General features: G+C 70.2%; 17 protein-coding genes. 14 read left to right on the forward strand and 3 right to left on the reverse strand.

Annotation, left to right across the window (positions count from 1 at the left end):
- Window positions 1-11: 11 nt before the first annotated feature.
- From cyoB to AC07OQ_RS01525, 6 genes are read left to right on the forward strand one after another with little or no spacing between them, the layout of a single operon-like run.
- Complete coding sequence (gene cyoB, locus AC07OQ_RS01500; protein WP_495051306.1) at window positions 12-2,015, forward strand: cytochrome o ubiquinol oxidase subunit I; 2,004 nt, start codon at window positions 12-14, stop codon at window positions 2,013-2,015.
- 25 nt (window positions 2,016-2,040) lie between these two features.
- Window positions 2,041-2,661 carry a cytochrome o ubiquinol oxidase subunit III gene (cyoC, locus tag AC07OQ_RS01505; RefSeq protein ID WP_495051307.1) on the forward strand — a complete coding sequence of 207 codons (621 nt, stop codon included), beginning with the start codon at window positions 2,041-2,043 and terminating at the stop codon, window positions 2,659-2,661.
- Entirely contained in the window at window positions 2,661-3,041 is a 381-nt protein-coding gene (gene cyoD / locus AC07OQ_RS01510; protein ID WP_495051308.1) for a cytochrome o ubiquinol oxidase subunit IV, read from the forward strand. Before cyoC ends, cyoD begins: the two co-directional genes overlap by 1 nt.
- Complete coding sequence (locus AC07OQ_RS01515) at window positions 3,041-3,820, forward strand: SURF1 family protein (RefSeq protein ID WP_495051309.1); 780 nt, start codon at window positions 3,041-3,043, stop codon at window positions 3,818-3,820. The genes cyoD and AC07OQ_RS01515 overlap by 1 nt, the downstream gene beginning before the upstream one ends.
- Window positions 3,798-5,141: an ATP-binding protein gene (locus AC07OQ_RS01520; RefSeq protein ID WP_495051310.1), complete on the forward strand. Its 1,344-nt coding sequence runs from the start codon at window positions 3,798-3,800 to the stop codon at window positions 5,139-5,141. Before AC07OQ_RS01515 ends, AC07OQ_RS01520 begins: the two co-directional genes overlap by 23 nt.
- Window positions 5,131-5,667 (forward strand): response regulator transcription factor, encoded by a 537-nt coding sequence (locus tag AC07OQ_RS01525; RefSeq protein ID WP_495051311.1) that lies wholly within the window; start codon window positions 5,131-5,133, stop codon window positions 5,665-5,667. The genes AC07OQ_RS01520 and AC07OQ_RS01525 overlap by 11 nt, the downstream gene beginning before the upstream one ends.
- 87 nt (window positions 5,668-5,754) lie before the next feature.
- Here the strand turns inward: AC07OQ_RS01525 and pcp are convergent, their stop codons facing one another.
- Window positions 5,755-6,396 carry a pyroglutamyl-peptidase I gene (gene pcp, locus AC07OQ_RS01530; protein WP_495051312.1) on the reverse strand — a complete coding sequence of 214 codons (642 nt, stop codon included), beginning with the start codon at window positions 6,394-6,396 and terminating at the stop codon, window positions 5,755-5,757.
- 104 nt (window positions 6,397-6,500) lie between these two features.
- Here pcp and AC07OQ_RS01535 point away from each other — a divergent pair, with 104 nt between their 5' ends.
- The 5 genes from AC07OQ_RS01535 to AC07OQ_RS01555 all read left to right on the forward strand — a co-directional run bounded on the left by AC07OQ_RS01535 (window position 6,501) and on the right by AC07OQ_RS01555 (window position 13,058).
- Window positions 6,501-7,484: a TRAP transporter substrate-binding protein gene (locus AC07OQ_RS01535; RefSeq protein WP_495051313.1), complete on the forward strand. Its 984-nt coding sequence runs from the start codon at window positions 6,501-6,503 to the stop codon at window positions 7,482-7,484.
- A gap of 193 nt (window positions 7,485-7,677) precedes the next feature.
- Window positions 7,678-10,206, forward strand: a complete 2,529-nt coding sequence (locus AC07OQ_RS01540; protein ID WP_495051314.1) for a GspE/PulE family protein — start codon at window positions 7,678-7,680, stop codon at window positions 10,204-10,206.
- Window positions 10,207-10,387: 181 nt separating this feature from the next.
- The gene (locus AC07OQ_RS01545; protein WP_495051315.1) at window positions 10,388-11,560 is read left to right on the forward strand and encodes a sigma-54-dependent Fis family transcriptional regulator; all 1,173 of its coding nucleotides are present in this window, start codon (window positions 10,388-10,390) and stop codon (window positions 11,558-11,560) included.
- A 100-nt stretch (window positions 11,561-11,660) separates the two neighbouring features.
- Window positions 11,661-12,719, forward strand: a complete 1,059-nt coding sequence (gene selD / locus AC07OQ_RS01550) for a selenide, water dikinase SelD (protein ID WP_495051316.1) — start codon at window positions 11,661-11,663, stop codon at window positions 12,717-12,719.
- Window positions 12,720-12,833: 114 nt separating this feature from the next.
- Window positions 12,834-13,058, forward strand: coding sequence for a hypothetical protein (locus tag AC07OQ_RS01555; protein WP_495051317.1), 225 nt, complete (start codon window positions 12,834-12,836; stop codon window positions 13,056-13,058).
- Between the two features lie 33 nt (window positions 13,059-13,091).
- On the opposite strand, the gene AC07OQ_RS01560 is transcribed toward AC07OQ_RS01555, so the two are convergent.
- Together AC07OQ_RS01560 and AC07OQ_RS01565 are read right to left on the reverse strand one after the other, a co-directional pair.
- Window positions 13,092-14,381, reverse strand: a complete 1,290-nt coding sequence (locus tag AC07OQ_RS01560; protein ID WP_495051318.1) for a 3-deoxy-D-manno-octulosonic acid transferase — start codon at window positions 14,379-14,381, stop codon at window positions 13,092-13,094.
- A gap of 148 nt (window positions 14,382-14,529) precedes the next feature.
- On the reverse strand, window positions 14,530-15,921 hold the full coding sequence (locus tag AC07OQ_RS01565; RefSeq protein ID WP_495051319.1) for a phosphomannomutase/phosphoglucomutase: 1,392 nt from the start codon (window positions 15,919-15,921) through the stop codon (window positions 14,530-14,532).
- A 245-nt stretch (window positions 15,922-16,166) separates the two neighbouring features.
- Here AC07OQ_RS01565 and AC07OQ_RS01570 point away from each other — a divergent pair, with 245 nt between their 5' ends.
- From AC07OQ_RS01570 to AC07OQ_RS01580, 3 genes are read left to right on the forward strand one after another with little or no spacing between them, the layout of a single operon-like run.
- On the forward strand, window positions 16,167-17,666 hold the full coding sequence (locus tag AC07OQ_RS01570; protein WP_495051320.1) for a DNA-3-methyladenine glycosylase 2 family protein: 1,500 nt from the start codon (window positions 16,167-16,169) through the stop codon (window positions 17,664-17,666).
- Between the two features lie 5 nt (window positions 17,667-17,671).
- Window positions 17,672-18,172 (forward strand): methylated-DNA--[protein]-cysteine S-methyltransferase, encoded by a 501-nt coding sequence (locus AC07OQ_RS01575; RefSeq protein ID WP_495051321.1) that lies wholly within the window; start codon window positions 17,672-17,674, stop codon window positions 18,170-18,172.
- On the forward strand, window positions 18,169-19,044 hold the full coding sequence (locus tag AC07OQ_RS01580) for a DMT family transporter (protein ID WP_495051322.1): 876 nt from the start codon (window positions 18,169-18,171) through the stop codon (window positions 19,042-19,044). Before AC07OQ_RS01575 ends, AC07OQ_RS01580 begins: the two co-directional genes overlap by 4 nt.
- Window positions 19,045-19,048: the final 4 nt, after the last annotated feature.

The following is a 19,048-nucleotide window of genomic DNA, read 5'->3' on the forward strand; positions in this document are numbered from 1 at the left end:
GAAGATCCACGATGCTCGACGCACAACAGCTCATCTTCGGGCGCCTCAGTTGGGAGGCGATCCCCTTTCATGAACCGATCCTGGTCGGCACCTTCGCCGCCGTCCTGCTGGGCGGCCTCGGCCTGCTCGCGCTGCTGACCAAGTACCGCCTCTGGGGTCCGCTGTGGCACGACTGGCTCACCAGCATCGACCACAAGAAGATCGGCATCATGTACATCGTGCTGGGCATCGTCATGCTGCTGCGCGGTTTTTCCGACGCGCTGATGATGCGTGCCCAGCAGGCCATCGCCTTCGGCGGCGAGGCCGGCTTCCTGCCGCCGCACCACTACGACCAGGTCTTCACCGCCCACGGCGTGATCATGATCTTCTTCGTGGCCATGCCCCTGGTGACCGGCTTCATGAACTACGTGGTGCCGCTGCAGATCGGCGCGCGCGACGTGGCCTTCCCCTTCCTGAACAACTTCAGCTTCTGGATGACGGCCGGCGGCGCGGTGCTGGTGATGATGTCGCTGTTCGTCGGCGAGTTCGCCCGCACCGGCTGGCTGGCCTTCCCGCCGCTGTCGGGCATCCTGGCGAGTCCGGGCGTCGGGGTGGACTACTACATCTGGGCGCTGCAGGTCGCGGGGGTCGGCACGACCTTATCGGGCATCAACCTGATCGTCACCATCATCAAGATGCGTGCGCCGGGCATGAACCTAATGAAGATGCCGGTCTTCACCTGGACCTCGCTGTGCACCAACGTGCTGATCGTGGTGAGCTTCCCGGTGTTGACCGCGACCCTGGTGCTGCTGTCGCTGGACCGCTACCTGGGCACGAATTTCTTCACGACGGACCTGGGCGGCAACGCCATGCTGTACGTGAACCTGATCTGGATCTGGGGCCACCCCGAGGTCTACATCCTGGTCCTGCCCTGCTTCGGCATCTTCTCCGAGGTGGTGGCCACCTTCGCGCGCAAACGCCTGTTCGGCTATGCCTCGATGGTCTACGCGACGGTGGTGATCACGATCCTGTCCTACCTGGTCTGGCTGCACCACTTCTTCACGATGGGCTCGGGCGCCAGCGTCAACAGCTTCTTCGGCATCACGACGATGATCATCTCGATCCCGACCGGAGCGAAGATCTTCAACTGGCTGTTCACGATGTACCGCGGCCGCATCAAGTTCGAGCTGCCGATGATGTGGACCATCGCCTTCATGATCACCTTCGTGATCGGCGGCATGACCGGCGTGCTGCTGGCCGTGCCCCCGGCGGACTTCGTGCTGCACAACAGCCTGTTCCTGATCGCGCATTTCCACAACGTGATCATCGGCGGCGTGCTGTTCGGCCTGTTCGCGGGCATCTACTTCTGGTTCCCCAAGGCCTTCGGCTTCCGCCTCGACCCGTTCTGGGGCAAGCTGTCCTTCTGGTTCTGGGTCATCGGCTTCTACTTCGCCTTCATGCCGCTGTATGTGCTGGGCCTGATGGGCGTGACCCGCCGTATGAGCCAGTTCAGCGATCCCTCGCACCAGATCTGGTTCCAGATCGCCGCCTTCGGCGCCGTGCTGATCGCCCTGGGCATCGCCAGCATGCTGATCCAGTTCTACGTCAGCTTCAGGAAGCGCGAGCAGCTGCGCGACGCGAGCGGCGACCCCTGGGACGGCCGCACGCTGGAATGGGCGACCGCCTCGCCGCCTCCGGCCTACAACTTCGCCTTCACCCCGGTGGTCCACGACCTGGATGCCTGGACGGACATGAAGAAGCGCGGCGCCGTGCGCCCGACCGGCGGTTTCGTGGACATCCACATGCCCAAGAACACCGGCGCGGGCGTGGTCATCGCGGCGCTGGCCACCCTGCTGGGTTTCGCGATGATCTGGCATATGTGGCTGGTGGCCGGCGTGAGCTTCGCGGTGCTGGTGATCGCCGCCATCGTGCACACCTTCAACTACCACCGCGACTACTACATCAAGGCTGACGAGGTGACGCGCAGCGAGGACGCGCGCACCCGGCAGCTGGCGGCCCTGCCGGCCCAGGCCTGAGAAGCCCACAAGAGCGACAGCAACCATGCAAGCAACGCAAACCCTGAGCGGGGCGACGGCCCCGCGCTTCTACGACGACGGCAGCCACCATCCGCAGCAGGGCACCCTGCTGGGCTTCTGGATCTACCTGATGAGCGACCTGCTCATCTTCGGGTCCCTGTTCGCCACCTTCGCGGTGCTGGGCCGCAGCTATGCGGCGGGTCCGTCCGGCGCCGACCTGTTCGACCTGAAGCTGGTGGCGGTCAACACCGCCATGCTGCTGTTCTCGTCAATCACCTACGGCTTCGCGATGATCGGCGCCCAGCAGGGCAGCAAGAAGCTGGTGCTCTCCTGGCTGGCGGTGACCGGCCTGTTCGGCCTGGCCTTCGTCGGCATCGAGCTCTACGAGTTCGCCCACCTGATCCACGAAGGCGCCAACTGGCAGCGCAGCGCCTTCCTGTCCTCCTTCTTCGCCCTGGTCTCGACCCACGGTCTGCACGTCAGCTTCGGCATCATCTGGCTGGTGGTGCTGATGGTGCAGGTCGGCAAGCTCGGCCTGACGGTGGAGAACAAGCGCCGCCTGATGTGCCTGTCGATGTTCTGGCACTTCCTGGACCTGGTCTGGATCGGCGTGTTCACCTTTGTTTATCTGATGGGGGTGCTGTGATGGGCGCTCAACAACACGACCATGGCCATGACGGCCACCACGACGACCCGATGGCCGGGTACCACGTGTCCTTCAAGGGCTATGCGGTCGGCTTCCTGCTGTCGGCCATCCTGACCATCATCCCGTTCTGGCTGGTGATGGCCAAGGTGCTGCCGGCCGACATGACCAAGCTGATCATCCTCGGCTTCGCGGTGGTGCAGATCGTCGTGCAGATGGTCTACTTCCTGCACATGAACGGCAAGGTGGAGGGCGGCTGGTCCATGCTGTCGCTGATCTTCACCGTGGTCTTCGTCGTCATCATCCTGGCCGGTTCGGTCTGGGTCATGTACCACATGAACACCAATATGATGCCCGTGCATGACATGAGCAGCATGCGCTGATGTCCGGCCTGCCGCCGCGGCCGCGCCGCGGCAAGGCCTTCTGGGCCTTGCTGCTGGGCGCGGCCTTGTTCTTTCTGGGCTTCCTGGCGCTGGGCGTCTGGCAGCTCCAGCGCCTGGCCTGGAAGCAGGACCTGATCGCCCGCGTCGAGGCCCGCCTGGCCGCCGCAGCGGCGCCGCCGCCCGCGCGCGCCGCATGGCCGTCCGTCGACAAGGCCGGCTTCGAGTACCGCAAGCTGCGCCTGCGCGGCCGCTTCGACCCTGCGCGCGAGACCCTGGTGGCCGCCAGCACCGAGCTGGGTTCGGGCTTCTGGGTGCTGACGCCGCTGCGCACCGAGCAGGGCGACTGGCTGCTGGTCAACCGCGGCTTCGTGCCGCCCGCGCTGCGCGAGCGCGCCGGCCGGCCCGCGGACGCTCTCGAAGGCGACACCGAGCTGGTCGGCCTGCTGCGGCTCAGCGAGCCGGGCGGCAGCCTGCTGCAGAAGAACGAGCCGGCGGCCGGGCGCTGGTACTCGCGCGACGTGCGGGCCATCGCAACGGCGCGCGGGCTCGAAGGCCCGGTGGCGCCCTTCTTCGTCGATGCGGCGGGCGACCCGCGCACCGAGGTCTGGCCCAGGCCGGGCCTGACCGTGCTGCACTTCAGCAACAATCACCTCGGCTACGCCCTCACCTGGTTCGCGCTGGCCGCCATGGTGGCGGCCGCGCTCGCCTACCTGCTGCACGACGCGCGGCGCCGCCGACCTGCCGGAGACCCCGCTCTTGCCCACCACGATCGCGATTGAGCATCCCTCTGCCCCCGGCCAGGCGCCGGTGCAGCAGGCCGGCCGCAAGAATCTGCTGCAGCTGATCCAGCTGCGCTGGCTGGCCGTGGCCGGCCAGCTCGCCACCATCCTGACCGTGCAGTTCGCGCTCGGCATGCACTTGCCGCTGGCCGAGATGCTGAGCCTGCTGGCCGCGCTGGCCCTGTTCAACCTGGTCTGCTGGCTGCGCAGCCGCGCGCCCTATGGCGTGGGCGACGGCGAGCTGTTCGCCGGGCTGCTGGTCGATGTGGCGGTGCTCACCGGCCAGCTCTACTACAGCGGCGGTGTCACCAACCCCTTCATCTTCCTCTACCTGCTGCAGGTGGCGCTGGGCGCGGTGCTGCTGCGCCGCCGCTACATCTGGGCCATGGTCGGCCTGACCAGCCTGTGCTTCATCGCCCTGACCCAATGGCAGCGCAAGCTCACCCTGCCCGACCTCAGCAGCCCGGAACTGTCCACCCACTACGTCGGTGGCCTGCTGATCTGCTTCACGCTCAACGCCGCCCTGCTGGTGACCTTCATCACCCGCATCGGCCGCAATCTGCGCCAGCGCGATGCCCGCCTGGCCGACCTGCGCCAGCGTGCCGCCGAGGAGGACCACATCATGCGCATGGGCCTGCTGGCCTCGGGCGCCGCGCACGAACTGGGCACGCCGCTGGCCACCCTGTCGGTGATCCTGGGCGACTGGTCGCGCATGGCGCCCTTTGCCGGCGACCCCGAGCTGCGCGAGGAGATCGAGGAGATGCAGCTGCAGCTGCAGCGCTGCAAGACCATCGTCAGCGGCATCCTGCTGTCGGCCGGCGAGGCGCGCGGCGAGGCGCCGGCCCAGACCACGCTGCATGCCTTCCTGGACGAGCTGGTCGAGCAATGGCGCAGCACCCGTCCGGCGCAGGCGCTGCGCTACGAGCGCGGCCAGTTGCCCGACCCGCCGATCATCTCGGACGTCGGCCTCAGGCAGATGATCGACAACGTGCTGGACAACGCGCTGGAGGCCGCGCCGCAGCGGCCGCTGACCCTGCTGGCGCGCTGCGAGGACGAGGAGCTGATCATCAGCGTGCTGGACCGGGGCCCCGGCTTTGCGCCCGAGATGCTGGCGCGCTTCGGCCGCCCCTACCAGTCCAGCAAGGGCCGACCGGGCAGCGGCCTGGGGCTGTTCCTGTCGGTCAATGTGGCGCGCTCGCTGGGCGGCCGCATCGAGGCGCGCAACCGCCCCGACGGCGGCGCCGAGGTGGTGCTGAGCCTGCCGCTGGCGGCGCTGACCCTGCAGGCCCCGGGCGCGGGACAATCCGACCATGGACGCTGAACGACAGCTGCTGATCGTCGAGGACGACGACGCCTTTGCCCGCACCCTGACCCGCTCCTTCGAGCGCCGGGGCTACCGGGTGCTGCGCGCCGCCAGCCTGGACGGCCTGCAGCAGTTGCTGGCCAGTCACCGCCCCGGCTATGCGGTGGTGGACCTGAAGCTGGCCGGCGGCGCCTCCGGCCTGGCCTGCGTGCAGGCCCTGCATGCGCATGACGCGCAGATGCAGATCGTCGTGCTGACCGGCTATGCCAGCATCGCCACCGCGGTCGAGGCCATCAAGCTGGGCGCGCGCCATTACCTGGCCAAGCCCGCCAACACCGACGACATCGAGGCCGCCTTCAATCGCGCCGAGGGCGACGCCGAGGTCGAGCTGACCGAACGCACCACCTCGATCAAGACGCTGGAGTGGGAGCATATCCACGAAACCCTGGCGGCCACCGGCTTCAACATCTCCGAGACCGCGCGCCGCCTGGGCATGCACCGCCGCACGCTGGCGCGCAAGCTGGAGAAGCAGCGGGTGAAGTAGGCCCACCCCCTGCGCGCGCGCCCTCAAGGGGGCGATCCCGTAGGGCCGGCAGAGCCGGATCCTCGGGATCCGCGGGTCCGAGATCGATCAGGAAAGCGTGCCGCCTTCGGCCACCAGATCGCGCTCGGTGTTCAGCGCCACCCGCAGCGCCAGCCGGGTGCCGTCGATCAGGGTCGCCAGCGGCAGGCTGGGCTGGCCCGGGTGCCGCGCCGCCTGCTCGGGCAGGTAGGGGATGTGCATGAAGCCGCTGCGCACCCCGCTGCCGGCCAGCCGGTGCTGCAGGCCGTAGAACACATGGTTGCAGACGAAGGTGCCGGCGCTCTGCGACACCGAGGCCGGGTGGCCGGCCGCGCGCAGGCCCGCGACCATGGCCTTGATCGGCAGGGTCGAGAAATAGGCGGCCGGGGCCCCCGCCAGCACCGGCCGGTCGATCGGCTGCGCGCCGGCGTTGTCGGGGATGCGCGCATCGTCCACATTGATGGCCACGCGCTCGATCGACAGATCGCAGCGTCCGCCGGCCTGGCCCAGGGCCAGCACCAGCAGCGGCCGGGTCTCGGCCAGGGCCGCGGCCAGCGCCTCCAGGGCCGCGCCGAACGCGCAGGGCAGCCGGCGCGCCACGATGCGCGCATCGTCGATCATCTGGCCGTCGAGCGCGCGCGCGATCTCCCAGGCCGGATTGATGGTTTCGCCCCCAAAGGGCTCGAAACCGGTGAGCAGGATCTGGTTCATGCGGCGCATGCTAACCGGGCCGGCTCGGGGTCTGCACCAATCGGCAAGGCGCCGGGCACGCCGCATGCTTGCCATATCGCCACCGTCCACTCCGGAGCCCCAGCATGCCGATTTCCCGCCGCCTGCTTGCCCTCAGCGCCGTCGGGGCCCTGAGCCTCCTGGCCACCAGCGCCCGCGCCCAGACCAAATGGGACCTGCCCTCCGCCTATCCGGCCACCAACTTCCACACCGAGAACCTGCAGCAGTTCGCGGCCGATGTGGACAAGGCCAGCGGCGGCAAGCTCAAGATCACCCTGCACCCCAACGCCTCGCTGTTCAAGGCCCAGGAGATCAAGCGCGCCGTGCAGGGCGGCCAGGCCCAGGCCGGGGAGATCCTGCTGGTGAACTTCGAGAACGAGAATCCGCTGTTCGGCGCCGACGGCATTCCGATGCTGGCCACCGGCTACGGCCAGGCGCGCAAGCTGGCCGAAGCGCAGAGACCGCAGCTGAACCGGCTGCTGGCGAACCAGGGCATGCAGTTGCTCTACACCGTGGCCTGGCCGCCCCAGGGCATCTTCGTCAAGAAGGAGATCGCCTCGGTGGCCGATATGCGCGGCATCAGGTGGCGCGCCTACAGCCCCGCCACCGCCAAGATCGCCGAGCTGATCGGGGCCCAGCCGGTCACCATCCAGCAGGCCGAGCTGAGCCAGGCCCTGGCCACCGGCGTGGTCGAGGCCTATATGTCCTCGGGCTCGACCGGCTACGACACCAAGACCTACGAGAGCATCAAGTACTTCTATGACACCCAGGCCTGGCTGCCGAAGAACGCGGTGATCGTCAACAAGAAGTCCTTCGACGCGCTGGACAAGCCCACCCAGGAGGCCGTGCTGAAGGCGGCCGCGGACGCCGAGGCGCGCGGCTGGAAGACCAGCGAGGAAAAGACCGAGTGGTACAAGAAGGCCCTGGCCGAGAAGGGCATGAAGATCATGCCGGCCGGCCCCAAGCTGATGCAGGACCTGCGCCAGGTCGGCGGCGTGATGGCCGGCGACTGGGAGAAGCGGGCCGGTGCCGAGGGTCAGGCCTTGCTGGGCGCCTACCGCAGGCCCTGAGCCGGCCTCGGCGCATGCCCCGGTCGCCCCTGCGCACGGGAGAGGGTCTACCATCCGTGACTTAGTTGCCGCGCGCGCGGCACGCCCACCGGATCTGGCCCCCTCTCCCTAAGTTGATTCCGGCATAGGGCACCGCGCGAAGAGGCTAAGCTCAGCGGTCTGGCAAACTCAACGACAGAACCGGAGACCCCCGATGCACGACCCGTCCGCGCCCCTGAACTGGCCCCATGCCAAGGCCCAGGACAAGGCCTTCGGTGCATTGGGGGACGAGCCGCATTTCCACTGGCCGACGCCGCCCTACGCGGCCTATCCGCAGCCGCAGGCCCAGGCCTCGCCCGAGCCCTGCGAAATTCTCGGCCTGAACAACAGCCGCACCACCGGTCATGTGATCCTGATGGTGCCGGCCGAGCGGGTGGCCCAGATCAATGTGCCGCCGGCGCGCAACGCGATGCCGCTGAAATTCGGGCAGTTCCGCGCCCTCAAGCTGCTGCGCCCGATCGCCGCCGCGCCGCGCGAGCCGGGCGGCGCCGATGACGCGCTCTCGCTGGATCAGCGTCCGCGCAGCGACTTCAGACTGAACTACCACGGTGGCGGCGAACTCAAGGGCGTCACCATCGGGCACTACCAGGACGACAACGGCCTGTATCTGTTCCCGCCGGTGTCGGACAGCGACGATGCGGTGCTGCGCGTGTTCGTGCCGCGCGAGGTGCTGGCCGGTTTCGAGCTGGGCGAACGCTGCGGCGACCCGCGCGCGCAGGCCGCCGGCGCCGAAGAGACCGAGGACGCGGCACGCGAACAGGACGAACTGCGCAGCCGCCGGGTCGGCGACATCGTGGTGGCCAAGCAGGTGGTGACGATCGAGCAGTTGCTGCAAGCCATCGAGCAGCAGGCCCGGATGCCGATGGTGCGCATCGGCGAAGCCTTGCTGGCGCTGGAGCTGATCACGCAGCAGCAGCTCGAGGAGGCGCTGTCGCTGCAGCGCGACGACCGCTCGGTGCCGCTGGGCCAGCTGCTGGTGCGCAAGGGCGTGATCACGCGCCAGCAGCTGCAGTCGGCCTTGGCGCGCAAGATGGGTTATCCGCTCGTCGATGTGGACAACTTCCCGGTCGATCCCGACGCGGTGCGCAAGCTGCCGCAGGCGGTGGCCAAGCGCCTGGAGGTGCTGCCGCTGGTGCTGCGCGACGGCAAGCTGATCGTCGCGATGGAAGACCCGACCCGGCGCGATGCGATCGAGGAGGTCGAGTTCATCTCCCAGCTGAAGGTGGTGCCGACCCTGACCAAGGTGGGCAGCCTGCTGTTCGCTCTGCCCCAGGTCTACGAGCGCTTCGGCAGCGACGCCATCTCCGCGACCGGCGAGCTGCGCCTCCCCTCGCTGAACCTGAATTTCCAGCTCGACAACGCCGACAAGCTGATCGAGACCCTGGAGCGGGACAGCCAGGAGCGGTCCTCCAGCGAGGACGACGCGCAGATCGAGCAGTCCGACAACTCCCTGGTGCGCCTGATCAACACCATGATCATCGACGCCCACAACCAGGGCGTTTCCGACATCCACATCGAGACCTACCCGGGCCGCGAGAAGGTCAAGATCCGCTTCCGCAAGGACGGCCATCTGCAGCCCTATCTGGAGCTGCCCTGCACCTACCGCAACGCGATGGTCGCGCGCGTCAAGATCATGTGCGACCTGGACATCTCCGAGCGCCGCAAGCCGCAGGACGGCAAGATCAACTTCTCGCGCTTCTCCAGCCAGCACAAGCTGGAGCTGCGCGTCGCCACCATCCCGACCAACAATGGCCTGGAGGACATGGTGATGCGCCTGCTGTCCTCCGCCAAGCCCATCAGCATCGAGAAGCTGGGCCTGTCCACGCCCAATCTGGCCCAGCTGAAGGCGGCCGTGAACCGTCCCTACGGCCTGGTGCTCTGCGTCGGGCCGACCGGCTCGGGCAAGACCACCACCCTGCACTCGGCGCTGGGCCATATCAACACGCCGGATCGCAAGATCTGGACCGCGGAAGACCCGATCGAGATCACCCAGAACGGGCTGCGCCAGGTCCAGGTCAATCCGAAGATCGACTGGACCTTCGCCAAGGCCTTGCGCGCCTTCCTGCGCGCCGACCCGGACGTGATCATGGTGGGCGAGATCCGCGACGAGGAAACCGCCCAGATCGCCATCGAGGCCTCGCTGACCGGCCACCTGGTGCTCTCGACCCTGCACACCAACAGCGCGCCCGAGACCGTCACGCGTCTGCTGGACATGGGGATGGACCCCTTCAACTTCGCCGATTCGCTGCTGGCCGTGCTGGCCCAGCGCCTGGTCAAGCGCCTGTGCCCCAGTTGCCGCAAGAGCGAGCCGCTGCCGGATGCCCAGTTGCAGGAGCTGCTGGACGACTATCTGCATGTCTTCCCGGCCGATCAGCGCCCCGAACGTGACGCGCTGCAGGCCGAATGGCAGACCGGCTATGGCGAGAACGGCCGGCTGGTGCATTACCACAGCGCCGGTTGTGCGAAATGCGACCAAACGGGCTTCAAGGGCCGGGCCGGTTTGCACGAGCTGCTGGCCGTGTCCAAGACCGTGCGTCGCCTGGTGCAGACCGGTGCACGCGCCGAGGAACTGCAGCATTGCGCGCTCGCCGAGGGCATGCGCACGCTGAGGCAGGACGGCATCATCAAGGTGCTGGCCGGGGTCACGACCCTGGCCGAGGTGCGAGCCACCAGCAATACCTGACCCCGGCGCAGGGCCGCGGGCGGCTGCACCTGGCCGGTGCGTATCCGCCGCAACCTGGGCCGCCGGCCCCGCCCGCAGGCGAGCGCGGCGCGGCGCGGGGCCGCCATGCCCCTCGCATCTCCGCTTGTCAGCAGGCGCCGATGTGGTTCATATTGGGCCATCCTCGCCCCCGGAGCCCATCATGGCCCAACCCAGTGCCGCTCTTGGCAGCCATGCCCCGCGATTGCTGCACGACGCGCCGCATGCCCAGCAGATCGCCGCCTCGCACGAGCGCTGCCAGGCCTTCGGGCTGAGCAGCGAGGGCCTGGTCGACCTGCGCCGCCTCGCCAGCGGCCCGCTGCAGGACCTGCAGCAGCGCAATGCGCGCCTGTGCGCCCAGGCCCTGCCGCTGATGGACATGCTGTACGAACAGCTGATGCATGCCCAGAGCATGGTGCTGCTGACCGATGCCAGCGGCTGCGTGCTGCATGCGCTGGGCGACCCCGCCTTCCTGCAGCGCGCCGATCAGGTCGCGCTGGCGCCTGGCGCGCTGTGGGCCGAGGCCGACAAGGGCACGAATGCCGTCGGCACCGCGCTGATGACCGAGGCCCCGACCCTGGTGCATGGCCAGGAGCATTACCTGCGCGCGCTGCAGTTCCTGACCTGCTCGGCCGCACCGATCTTCGACCACAAGGGCGCCCTGCTGGGCGTGATCGACGTCTCCGGCGAACGCCGCTCCTACCACCCCCACACGCTGGCGCTGGCCAGCGTGGCGGCGCGCTTGATCGAAAGCCAGTGGTTCGCCGACCGCTTCCGCCACAGCAACCGGCTGCATTTCCACAGCGCCGCCTCCGGCCTGGGCACCCTGCACGAAGGCCAGCTCGCGCTGGATGAAGACGGCCGCGTGCTCGGCGCCAACCGCCGCGCGCTGGCCCTGCTGGGCCTGACGCCGATGGCCCTGCGGCGCGAAAGCCTGAGCAGCCTGTTCGGCAGCGGCCTGGGCGCGCTGGCCCAGCAGGTCCGCCAGGCCCCGTCCGACGCCCTGCGCCTGAACAGCGCCCGCTCGCCCGCCCTGCCGCTCAACGCCAAGCTGAGTCTGAGCCAGGCCGATCCGAGCCTGCAGCGCCAGCAGGACCGCATCGCTCTGGCCAGCCTGCCGGAAGAGCCGCCGCCCCTCTTCGACCGGCCGGCGCCGCCCGCAGCCCGGCCGCCGGCGCAGCCCGAACCGGCCGGCCGGGCGCCCAGCCTGCGCCAGACCGAGCTGCAGGCCATCGCCAGCGCGGTGCAGGCGTCCGCCGGCAATCTCTCCGAAGCGGCGCGTCGGCTCGGCATCGGCCGCAGCACCTTGTATCGCAAGCTGAAAATCATGGCCTGACGGTGCCGCTCCGGGCCGGTCGGCGCGGCCGCCCGCGGATCCGCGGGCCGGGCCGGGCCGGTTCGGCGCGATTCGGTGGCAGCGTCTATCATCTGCCGCCATGAGTACCACCCCTTCCCATCCCCGTCTGAGCAGCCTCTCGCATGGCGGCGGCTGCGGCTGCAAGATCGCGCCCGGCGTGCTGTCCGAGATCCTGAAGAACAGCGGCGCCAGCCGCATCCTGCCGCCGGAACTGCTGGTGGGCATCGAGACCGCCGACGACGCGGCCGTCTACAAGCTCAACGACGAGCAGGCCCTGGTCGCGACGACCGATTTCTTCATGCCCATCGTCGACGACCCCTACGATTTCGGCCGCATCGCCGCCACCAATGCGATCAGCGACGTCTATGCGATGGGCGGCAGGCCCATCTTCGCGCTCGCCCTGGTCGGCATGCCGGTCAACGTGCTGCCGCCCGAGGTGATCGGCCGCATCCTCGCCGGCGGCCAGGACGTCTGCGCCGCGGCGGGCATCCCGATCGCCGGCGGCCACACGATCGATTCGGTGGAGCCGATCTACGGCCTAGTGGTGCTGGGCCTGGTGCATCCCAGCCAGATCAAACGCAATGCCGATGCCCGCCCCGGCGACCGCCTGGTGCTGGGCAAGCCGCTGGGCGTCGGCGTGCTGTCGGCGGCGCTGAAGAAGGAGCAGCTCGACGCCGCCGGCTACGCCCGCATGGTCGCCAGCACCACCCGGCTCAACACCCCGGGCGTGGCGCTGGCCAGGCTGCCCGGCGTGCACGCGCTGACCGATGTGACCGGCTTCGGTCTGGCCGGCCATGGGCTGGAGCTGGCGCGCGGCGCCGGTCTCTCGGTGCGGATCGACTGGGCGCGCGTGCCCCTGCTGGACGGCGTGCGCACGCTCGCGGCCCAGGGCTTCGTGACCGGGGCCTCGGGCCGCAACTGGGCCGCCTATGGCCATGAGATCGCGCTGCCCGAGGGTTTCGCGCCCGAGGACCGCGCGCTCCTGTCCGACCCGCAGACCAGCGGCGGCCTGCTGGTGTCCTGCGCGCCCGAGGCGGTGGACGAGGTGCTGGCGCTGTTCCGCAGCGAGGGCTTCGACGCGGCCGCCGAGATCGGCACGGTACTGCCGGCCCGGGAGCACCGGCTGGAGATCGTCTAGGCGCCCGCGCCGCGCGGCGCCCGCCTCGATCACAAGCCCGCAATGCGATGCCGGGCAATGTTCCCGGGCCATACTGGCCATACCAGTGGTTGGAAGCTTTGCGGAGATCGCATCATGAACGGACGCAGCAGCAAGCAACAGGACTTTCCGCCCGGGCTTCAGGGCGGGCTCGAGCATGACGCCGAGGACCATCGTCTCGGCGAAACCGGCCAGACCGGCCCCGAAGCCCCGGGCGACCTGAACCGAAGCCATCCGGAATGGCGTGGCGAGGGCGACGCCAAGACGTCCGAGGAGCAGCAGCCTCCGGACAAGGATGACGGGACGGCCCGCGGGGCCTAGCGCCGCGCCCGACTGCCCGTCATCGCGGGGCCGTCATGGCCCCGCCGGCGCGAGCCGCAGGATGCTGGCCGCCATGCGCGCCGCCGCGCCGCGGTGCCGGGCCGCGAAGTCTTCGGCCGCCCGCGCCATCGCGGCACGGCCCGCGTCGTCGCCGAGCAGCGTCGCGGCGGCCTCGATCGCGGCCGGCAGGTCCGGCACGCGCCGCGCGGCACCGGCCGCCAGCGCCAGCGCGGCCGCCTCGGCGAAATTGAAGGTGTACGGCCCCATCAGCAGCGGGCAGGCGCAGGCCGCGGCCTCGATCAGGTTCTGCCCGCCCAGCGGCGCGAAGCTGCCGCCCAGCAGGGCCAGGTCGGCCAGGCCGTAATACAGCGGCATCTCGCGCAGGCTGTCGCCCAGCCAGACCTCGGCCGCCAGCGCCGCGGCCGGCGGCTCGCCCGCGGTCCACTGGCTGCGCCGCGCCAGCGTCAGGCCTTGCCCCTGCACCAGCGCCGCCACCTCGTCGAAGCGCTGCGGGTGCCGCGGCACGATCAGCAGCAGCGGCCGCGCGGCCGGCGGCAACTCGCGGTAGCGGGCCTTGAAGGCCTGCAGCAGCAGGGCCTCCTCGCCCTCGCGCGTCACCGCGCCCAATAGCACCGGACGGGCCAGGCGGGCCCGCCAGGCGCGGCCGCGCGCCAGCAGGGCCAGGTCGGGCTGCAGATCGAATTTCAGATTGCCGGCCACCTCGACCGCAAGCACACCGGCCCGGCGCAGGCGCCGGGCGTCATCCTCGGTCTGGGCCAGGGCCAGGCTCAGGGCCTCGGCGGCCGGACGCATCAGGGCGGCCAGGCGCAGGCCCTGGCGCAGGCTTTTCTCGGACAGGCGCGCATTCGCCAGCACCAGGGGCAGGCCTTGCCGGCGCGCGGCATGCTGCAGGGCCGGCCAGATCTCGGTCTCCATCAGCACGCCGGCCGCGGGCCGCCAGTGGCGCAGGAAGCGCCGCACCGCGCCGGGCGCGTCGTAGGGCAGCCAGGCCTGGGCATCGCCCTCGCGCAGCAGCGCCTGGCCGGCCTCGCGACCGGTGGCCGTGCCATGGCTCAGCAAGAGCCGCAGGCCCGGCCGCTGCTCGCGCAGCGCCGCGATCAGCGGTGCCGCCGCGCGGGTCTCGCCGAGCGAGACCGCGTGCAGCCATAAGCGGCCGGCTTCGGCCGCAGGTCCGCGGTAAAGCCCCAGCCGCTCGCCCCAGAAGGCGCGATACAGCGGCTCGGCCTTGCCGCGCCGCCACAGCTTCAGCAGGTACAGCGGCGTGGCCAGGCGCAGCAGGACGCCATAGAGAAAGCGAGCCATCTGCTCCCTCAAAGCCGCCCCCCAAACAACGGCCTGGCCGGCCGTGGTTCCCGATGGACGTCCCCAGCGGATACCGCCGATCCGGCTTCGCCGGGCGGCCGGTATCGTCCCCTCGAGGGGGCCGGCGAAGCCGGTAGGGGGTGGGCCATCAATGTGCCGAGGCGGCGAAGGTGGCGTCCGGCTTGACGCGCTTGAGCTGCGCCAGCATGTCGTGCCGGATGCGATCCAGCGCGCCCTGCGTATGGCCCTCGAAGCGCAGCACCAGCACCGGCGTCGTGTTGGACGGGCGCACCAGGCCGAAGCCGTCCTCGTACTCGACGCGCAGGCCGTCGATCGTGACGATCTCGGCCGCGCCCGGGAACTCGGCGATCTCCTTGAGCTGCTTGACGACCTCGTGATGCTCGCCCTCGGCGCAGGGCACATTGATCTCGGGCGTGTTGAAGCTGGTCGGCAGGGCCTGCAGCACGGCGCTGGGATCGTCCGAGCGCGACAGGATTTCCAGCAGGCGCGCGGCCGTGTACATCGCGTCGTCGAAACCGTACCAGCGCTCGGCGAAGAAGATATGGCCCGACAGCTCGCCGGCCAGCGGCGCGCCGGTCTCCTTCAGCTTGGCCTTGGCCAGCGAATGGCCGGTCATCCACATCAGCGGACGGCCGCCATGCTCGCGGATCCAGGGCGCCAGGCGCTGCGTGCACTTGACGTCGAAGATGATCTCGGCGCCGGGCTTGCGGCTCAGGATGTCGGCCGCGAACAGCATGATCTGGCGGTCCGGCATGATCATCTCGCCGTCCTTGGTCACGACGCCCAGGCGGTCGCCGTCGCCGTCGAAGGCCAGGCCCAGGTCGGCATCGGTGGCATGCACGATGCGCTTCAGGTCTTCCAGATTCTCGGGACGCGAGGGGTCGGGATGGTGGTTGGGGAAGTCGCCGTCCACCTTGGAGTAGATGTCGATCACCTCGCAGCCCAGCGCGCGCAGGATGGCCGGCGAGCTGGCGCCGGGGATGCCGTTGCCGGAATCGACGACGATCTTCAGCGGACGCGCCAGCTTGCAGTCCCTGACGATGCGCTGGGTGTATTCGGCGACGATATCCATTTGGCCGACGCGGCCCTGACCGGTGGCGTAGTCCTCGGCCTCGATGCGGCGGCGCAGGCACTGGATCTGCTCGCCGTAGACGGCGGCGCCCTTCAGCACCATCTTGAAACCGTTGTAATCCTTCGGGTTATGGCTGCCGGTGACCTGGATGCCGGAGTTGCAGCCATGCTTGCCGCGCGTCGCGGCCACGTAGTAGAGCATCGGGGTCGTGACCGCGCCGATATCCACGACGTCCAGTCCGGTCGACCGGATGCCACGCACCAGCGCCGCCACCAGGCCGGGGCCGGACAGGCGACCGTCGCGGCCCACCGCCACCGCCTTCTCGCCGGCCAGCTTGGCCTCGGTGCCGAAGGCGCGGCCCAGATGTTCGGCCAGCGTCTCGTCCAGGGTCTGACCGACGACGCCGCGGATGTCATAGGCCTTGAAGATGGAGGCGTGTACTTGCATGAGGTCCTTTGTAAACAGAATTCCGGCGAATTGTAGGCATGAGCGCTGTGACAGTTCGTACGCCGCCGCGCCGTCGAATCGTCGCGGCGAAGCCCGTCGTGCCGAGCTGCCCGCATGCATTGGCAGCCCGAGCCTCCGGCGGGAATCGCCCCCGTCCCGGGAGCCCGCCGATCGAACAGCGTGAACAAGCGGGTAGATGTCCGTTTCCGGCGAGTCCGCGTCACCGCCCTGCCTATCATCGGGGCATGGACATCACCGGCCCGCTGGACCCCGCCAGCTGCTACCCCGCCCTGACGGCACGCGACAGCCGCTTCGACGGCCACTGGTTTGTCGGCGTCACCTCGACCGGCGTCTACTGCCGGCCGATCTGCCGCGTGCGCACGCCCAAGGCCGAGAACTGCCGCTTCTACCCGTCGGCCGCCCAGGCCGAGGCGGCGCGCTTCCGGCCCTGCCTGAAATGCCGGCCCGAGCTGGCACCGGCCCCCGGCCAGGTCCCCTGGAGCGTGATGGATGCCTCGCGCACCCTGGCCCGCCAGGCGGCCGCCTGGCTCGACGCCTGCGACGACGAGGAGGCCTCGATCGAACAGCTGGCGGCCCATCTGGGCATCACGAGCCGCCACCTGCGCCGCATCTTCGCGGCCGAGCATGGCGTCACGCCGCTGCAATACCTGCAGACGCGCCGCCTGCTGCTGGCCAAGCAGTTGCTGACCGACACGGCCCTGCCGGTCAGCGAGGTTGCCCATGCGGCCGGCTTCGCCAGCCTGCGGCGCTTCAACGCCGCCTTCCTCGAGCATTACCGCCTGCAGCCCGCCGCCTTGCGCCGCACCGGCGAGCCGCGCGGCAGCGACGGCGCCGCCCTGCTGCGCCTCGCCTACCGGCCGCCCTATGCGGTGGCGGCCCTGCTGGACTTCCTGGCGGCGCGCGCGATCGCCGGCGTCGAGACGGTGGATCTGGCGCGCGGCCGCCTGACGCGCAGCCTGCGCCTCGCCCATGGCGGGCGCGAGCACCGCGGCTGGCTGAGCCTGGCCTTCGACGAGGCCCGCCACCAGGTCCGCATCGAGCTGTCGCCGGGCCTGTGGCCGGCGGTCGGCTCGCTGCTGCCCCTGCTGCGCCGCTGGCTGGACCTGGATGCCGACCCCGGCTGCATCGATGCGGCCCTGGGGCCCTTGGCCGCCGACGAGCCGGGCCTGCGCCTGCCGGGCTGCCTGGACCGCTACGAACTCGCCGTGCGCGCCGTGCTGGGCCAGCAGGTCACGGTGGCGGCGGCGCGCACCCTGGCCTGCCGCCTGGTCGAGCGTTTCGGCCAAGCACTGGAGGGGCCTGCGCCGGACGGCGCCAGCCGGCTGTTCCCTACCCCCGAGCAGATGGCCATGGTGGCCGTCGAGCGCATCGCCGAGCTGGGCATCATCCGGCGCCGCGCCGAGACCCTCATCGCCCTGGCCCGGGCCTGGCCCCGGCTGGCCTTCGCCCGCGTGGGTCCGGGCTGCCCCCCCGAGGACGCCGAGGCGGAGCTGCGCCAGATCCCCGGCATCGGCCCCTGGACCGCCCACTACATGCTGATGCGCGGCTGGAGCTGGCCCGACATCTTCCCCAGCGGCGACATCGTGCTGCGCCGCGCCCTCAGCCCCGACCCGCGGCAGCCCTTGCCGGCGCGCGCCATCGATGCCGCCGCCGAGCGTTTCCAACCCTACCGCAGCTATGCCGTGCTGCGCCTGTGGCGCTGCGCCGCCCGCGACAAGCCATGACCGCCATGACCCTGCATCACATCGCCCAGACCCGCATCGCCACCCCGCTGGGCCCACTGACGGCGGCGCGCAGCGCGCATGGCCTGTCGGGACTGTGGTTCGACGCGCAGCGCCACCATCCGGGCCCGCTGGATCTGCCGAGGCGCGGCGACGACCCGCTGTTCGCACGCACGGCCCTGGCGCTGACGGCCTATTTCGAGGGTCAGGCCTTGCCGGATCTGCCCCTCGATCCGGCCGGCACCGCCTTCCAGCAGGCGGTCTGGCGCGCGCTGTGCCGGATCCCGGCCGGCCGGAGCCTCAGCTACGGCGCGCTGGCCGCGTCCCTCGGCCGCCCCGCCGCCGCGCGTGCGGTAGGCGCCGCCGTCGGGCGCAATCCGCTCTCCATCCTGATACCCTGCCACCGCGCCCTGGGTGCCCAGGGCCAGCTGACCGGCTATGCCGGCGGCCTGCACCGCAAGATCGCGCTGCTGCGCCTGGAAGGCGCAACGTTTCTAGAAGCCGCATGAAACCCTTCGACCTCGCCGAACTCATCCTCCTCGCCGCCATCTGGGGCGCCTCCTTCCTCTTCATGCGCCTGGGTGCCCACGAGTTCGGGCCGATCGCGATGGCGGCGCTGCGCGTCGGCCTGGCCAGCCTGGTACTGCTGCCGCTGCTGGCCGCGCGCCAGGGCCTGAGCGAGCTGGGGCGCGAATGGAAACCGCTGGTGATGGTCGGCCTGTTGAACAGCGCCCTGCCCTTCGCGCTGTTCAGCTACGCGGCGCTGTCGATCACGGCCGGCCTGTCCAGCATCCTGAACGCGACCACGCCGCTGTGGGGCGCCATCGTCGCCTGGGTCTGGCTGGCCCAGCGCCTGAGCCCCGCGCGCGTCGCCGGCCTGGTGCTGGGCTTCGCGGGTGTGCTCTTCCTGGCCTGGGACAAGGCCTCCTTCAAGCCCGGCGGCAGCGGCTGGGCCATCCTGGCCTGCCTGGCGGCGGCGCTGTGCTACGGCGTCGCCGCCAGCTATACCAAACGCTTCCTGGCCCATGTGGGGCCGCTGGCCGTGGCCACCGGCAGCCAGATCGCCGCAGCCCTGATACTGGCCCTGCCCGCGGCGCTGCTGTGGCCGGCCCAGACGCCCAGCGCGCGCGCCTGGGTCGGCGTGGTGCTGCTGGCCGTGCTCTGCTCGGCGCTGGCCTACATCCTGTTCTTCCGGCTGATGGGCCGCATCGGCCCCAGCAACACGATCGCCGTGACCTTCCTGATCCCGGTGTTCGCGGTGCTGTGGGGCTGGCTGTTCCTGGCCGAGACCTTCACGCCGGCGATGGCGCTGGGCTGCGCCATCGTGCTGCTGGGCACGGCCCTGGCCGTCGGGCTGCTGCCGCGACCGCGGCGCGCCTGAGGGG

This window comes from Roseateles sp. GW821-FHT09B06 (assembly GCF_059418245.1).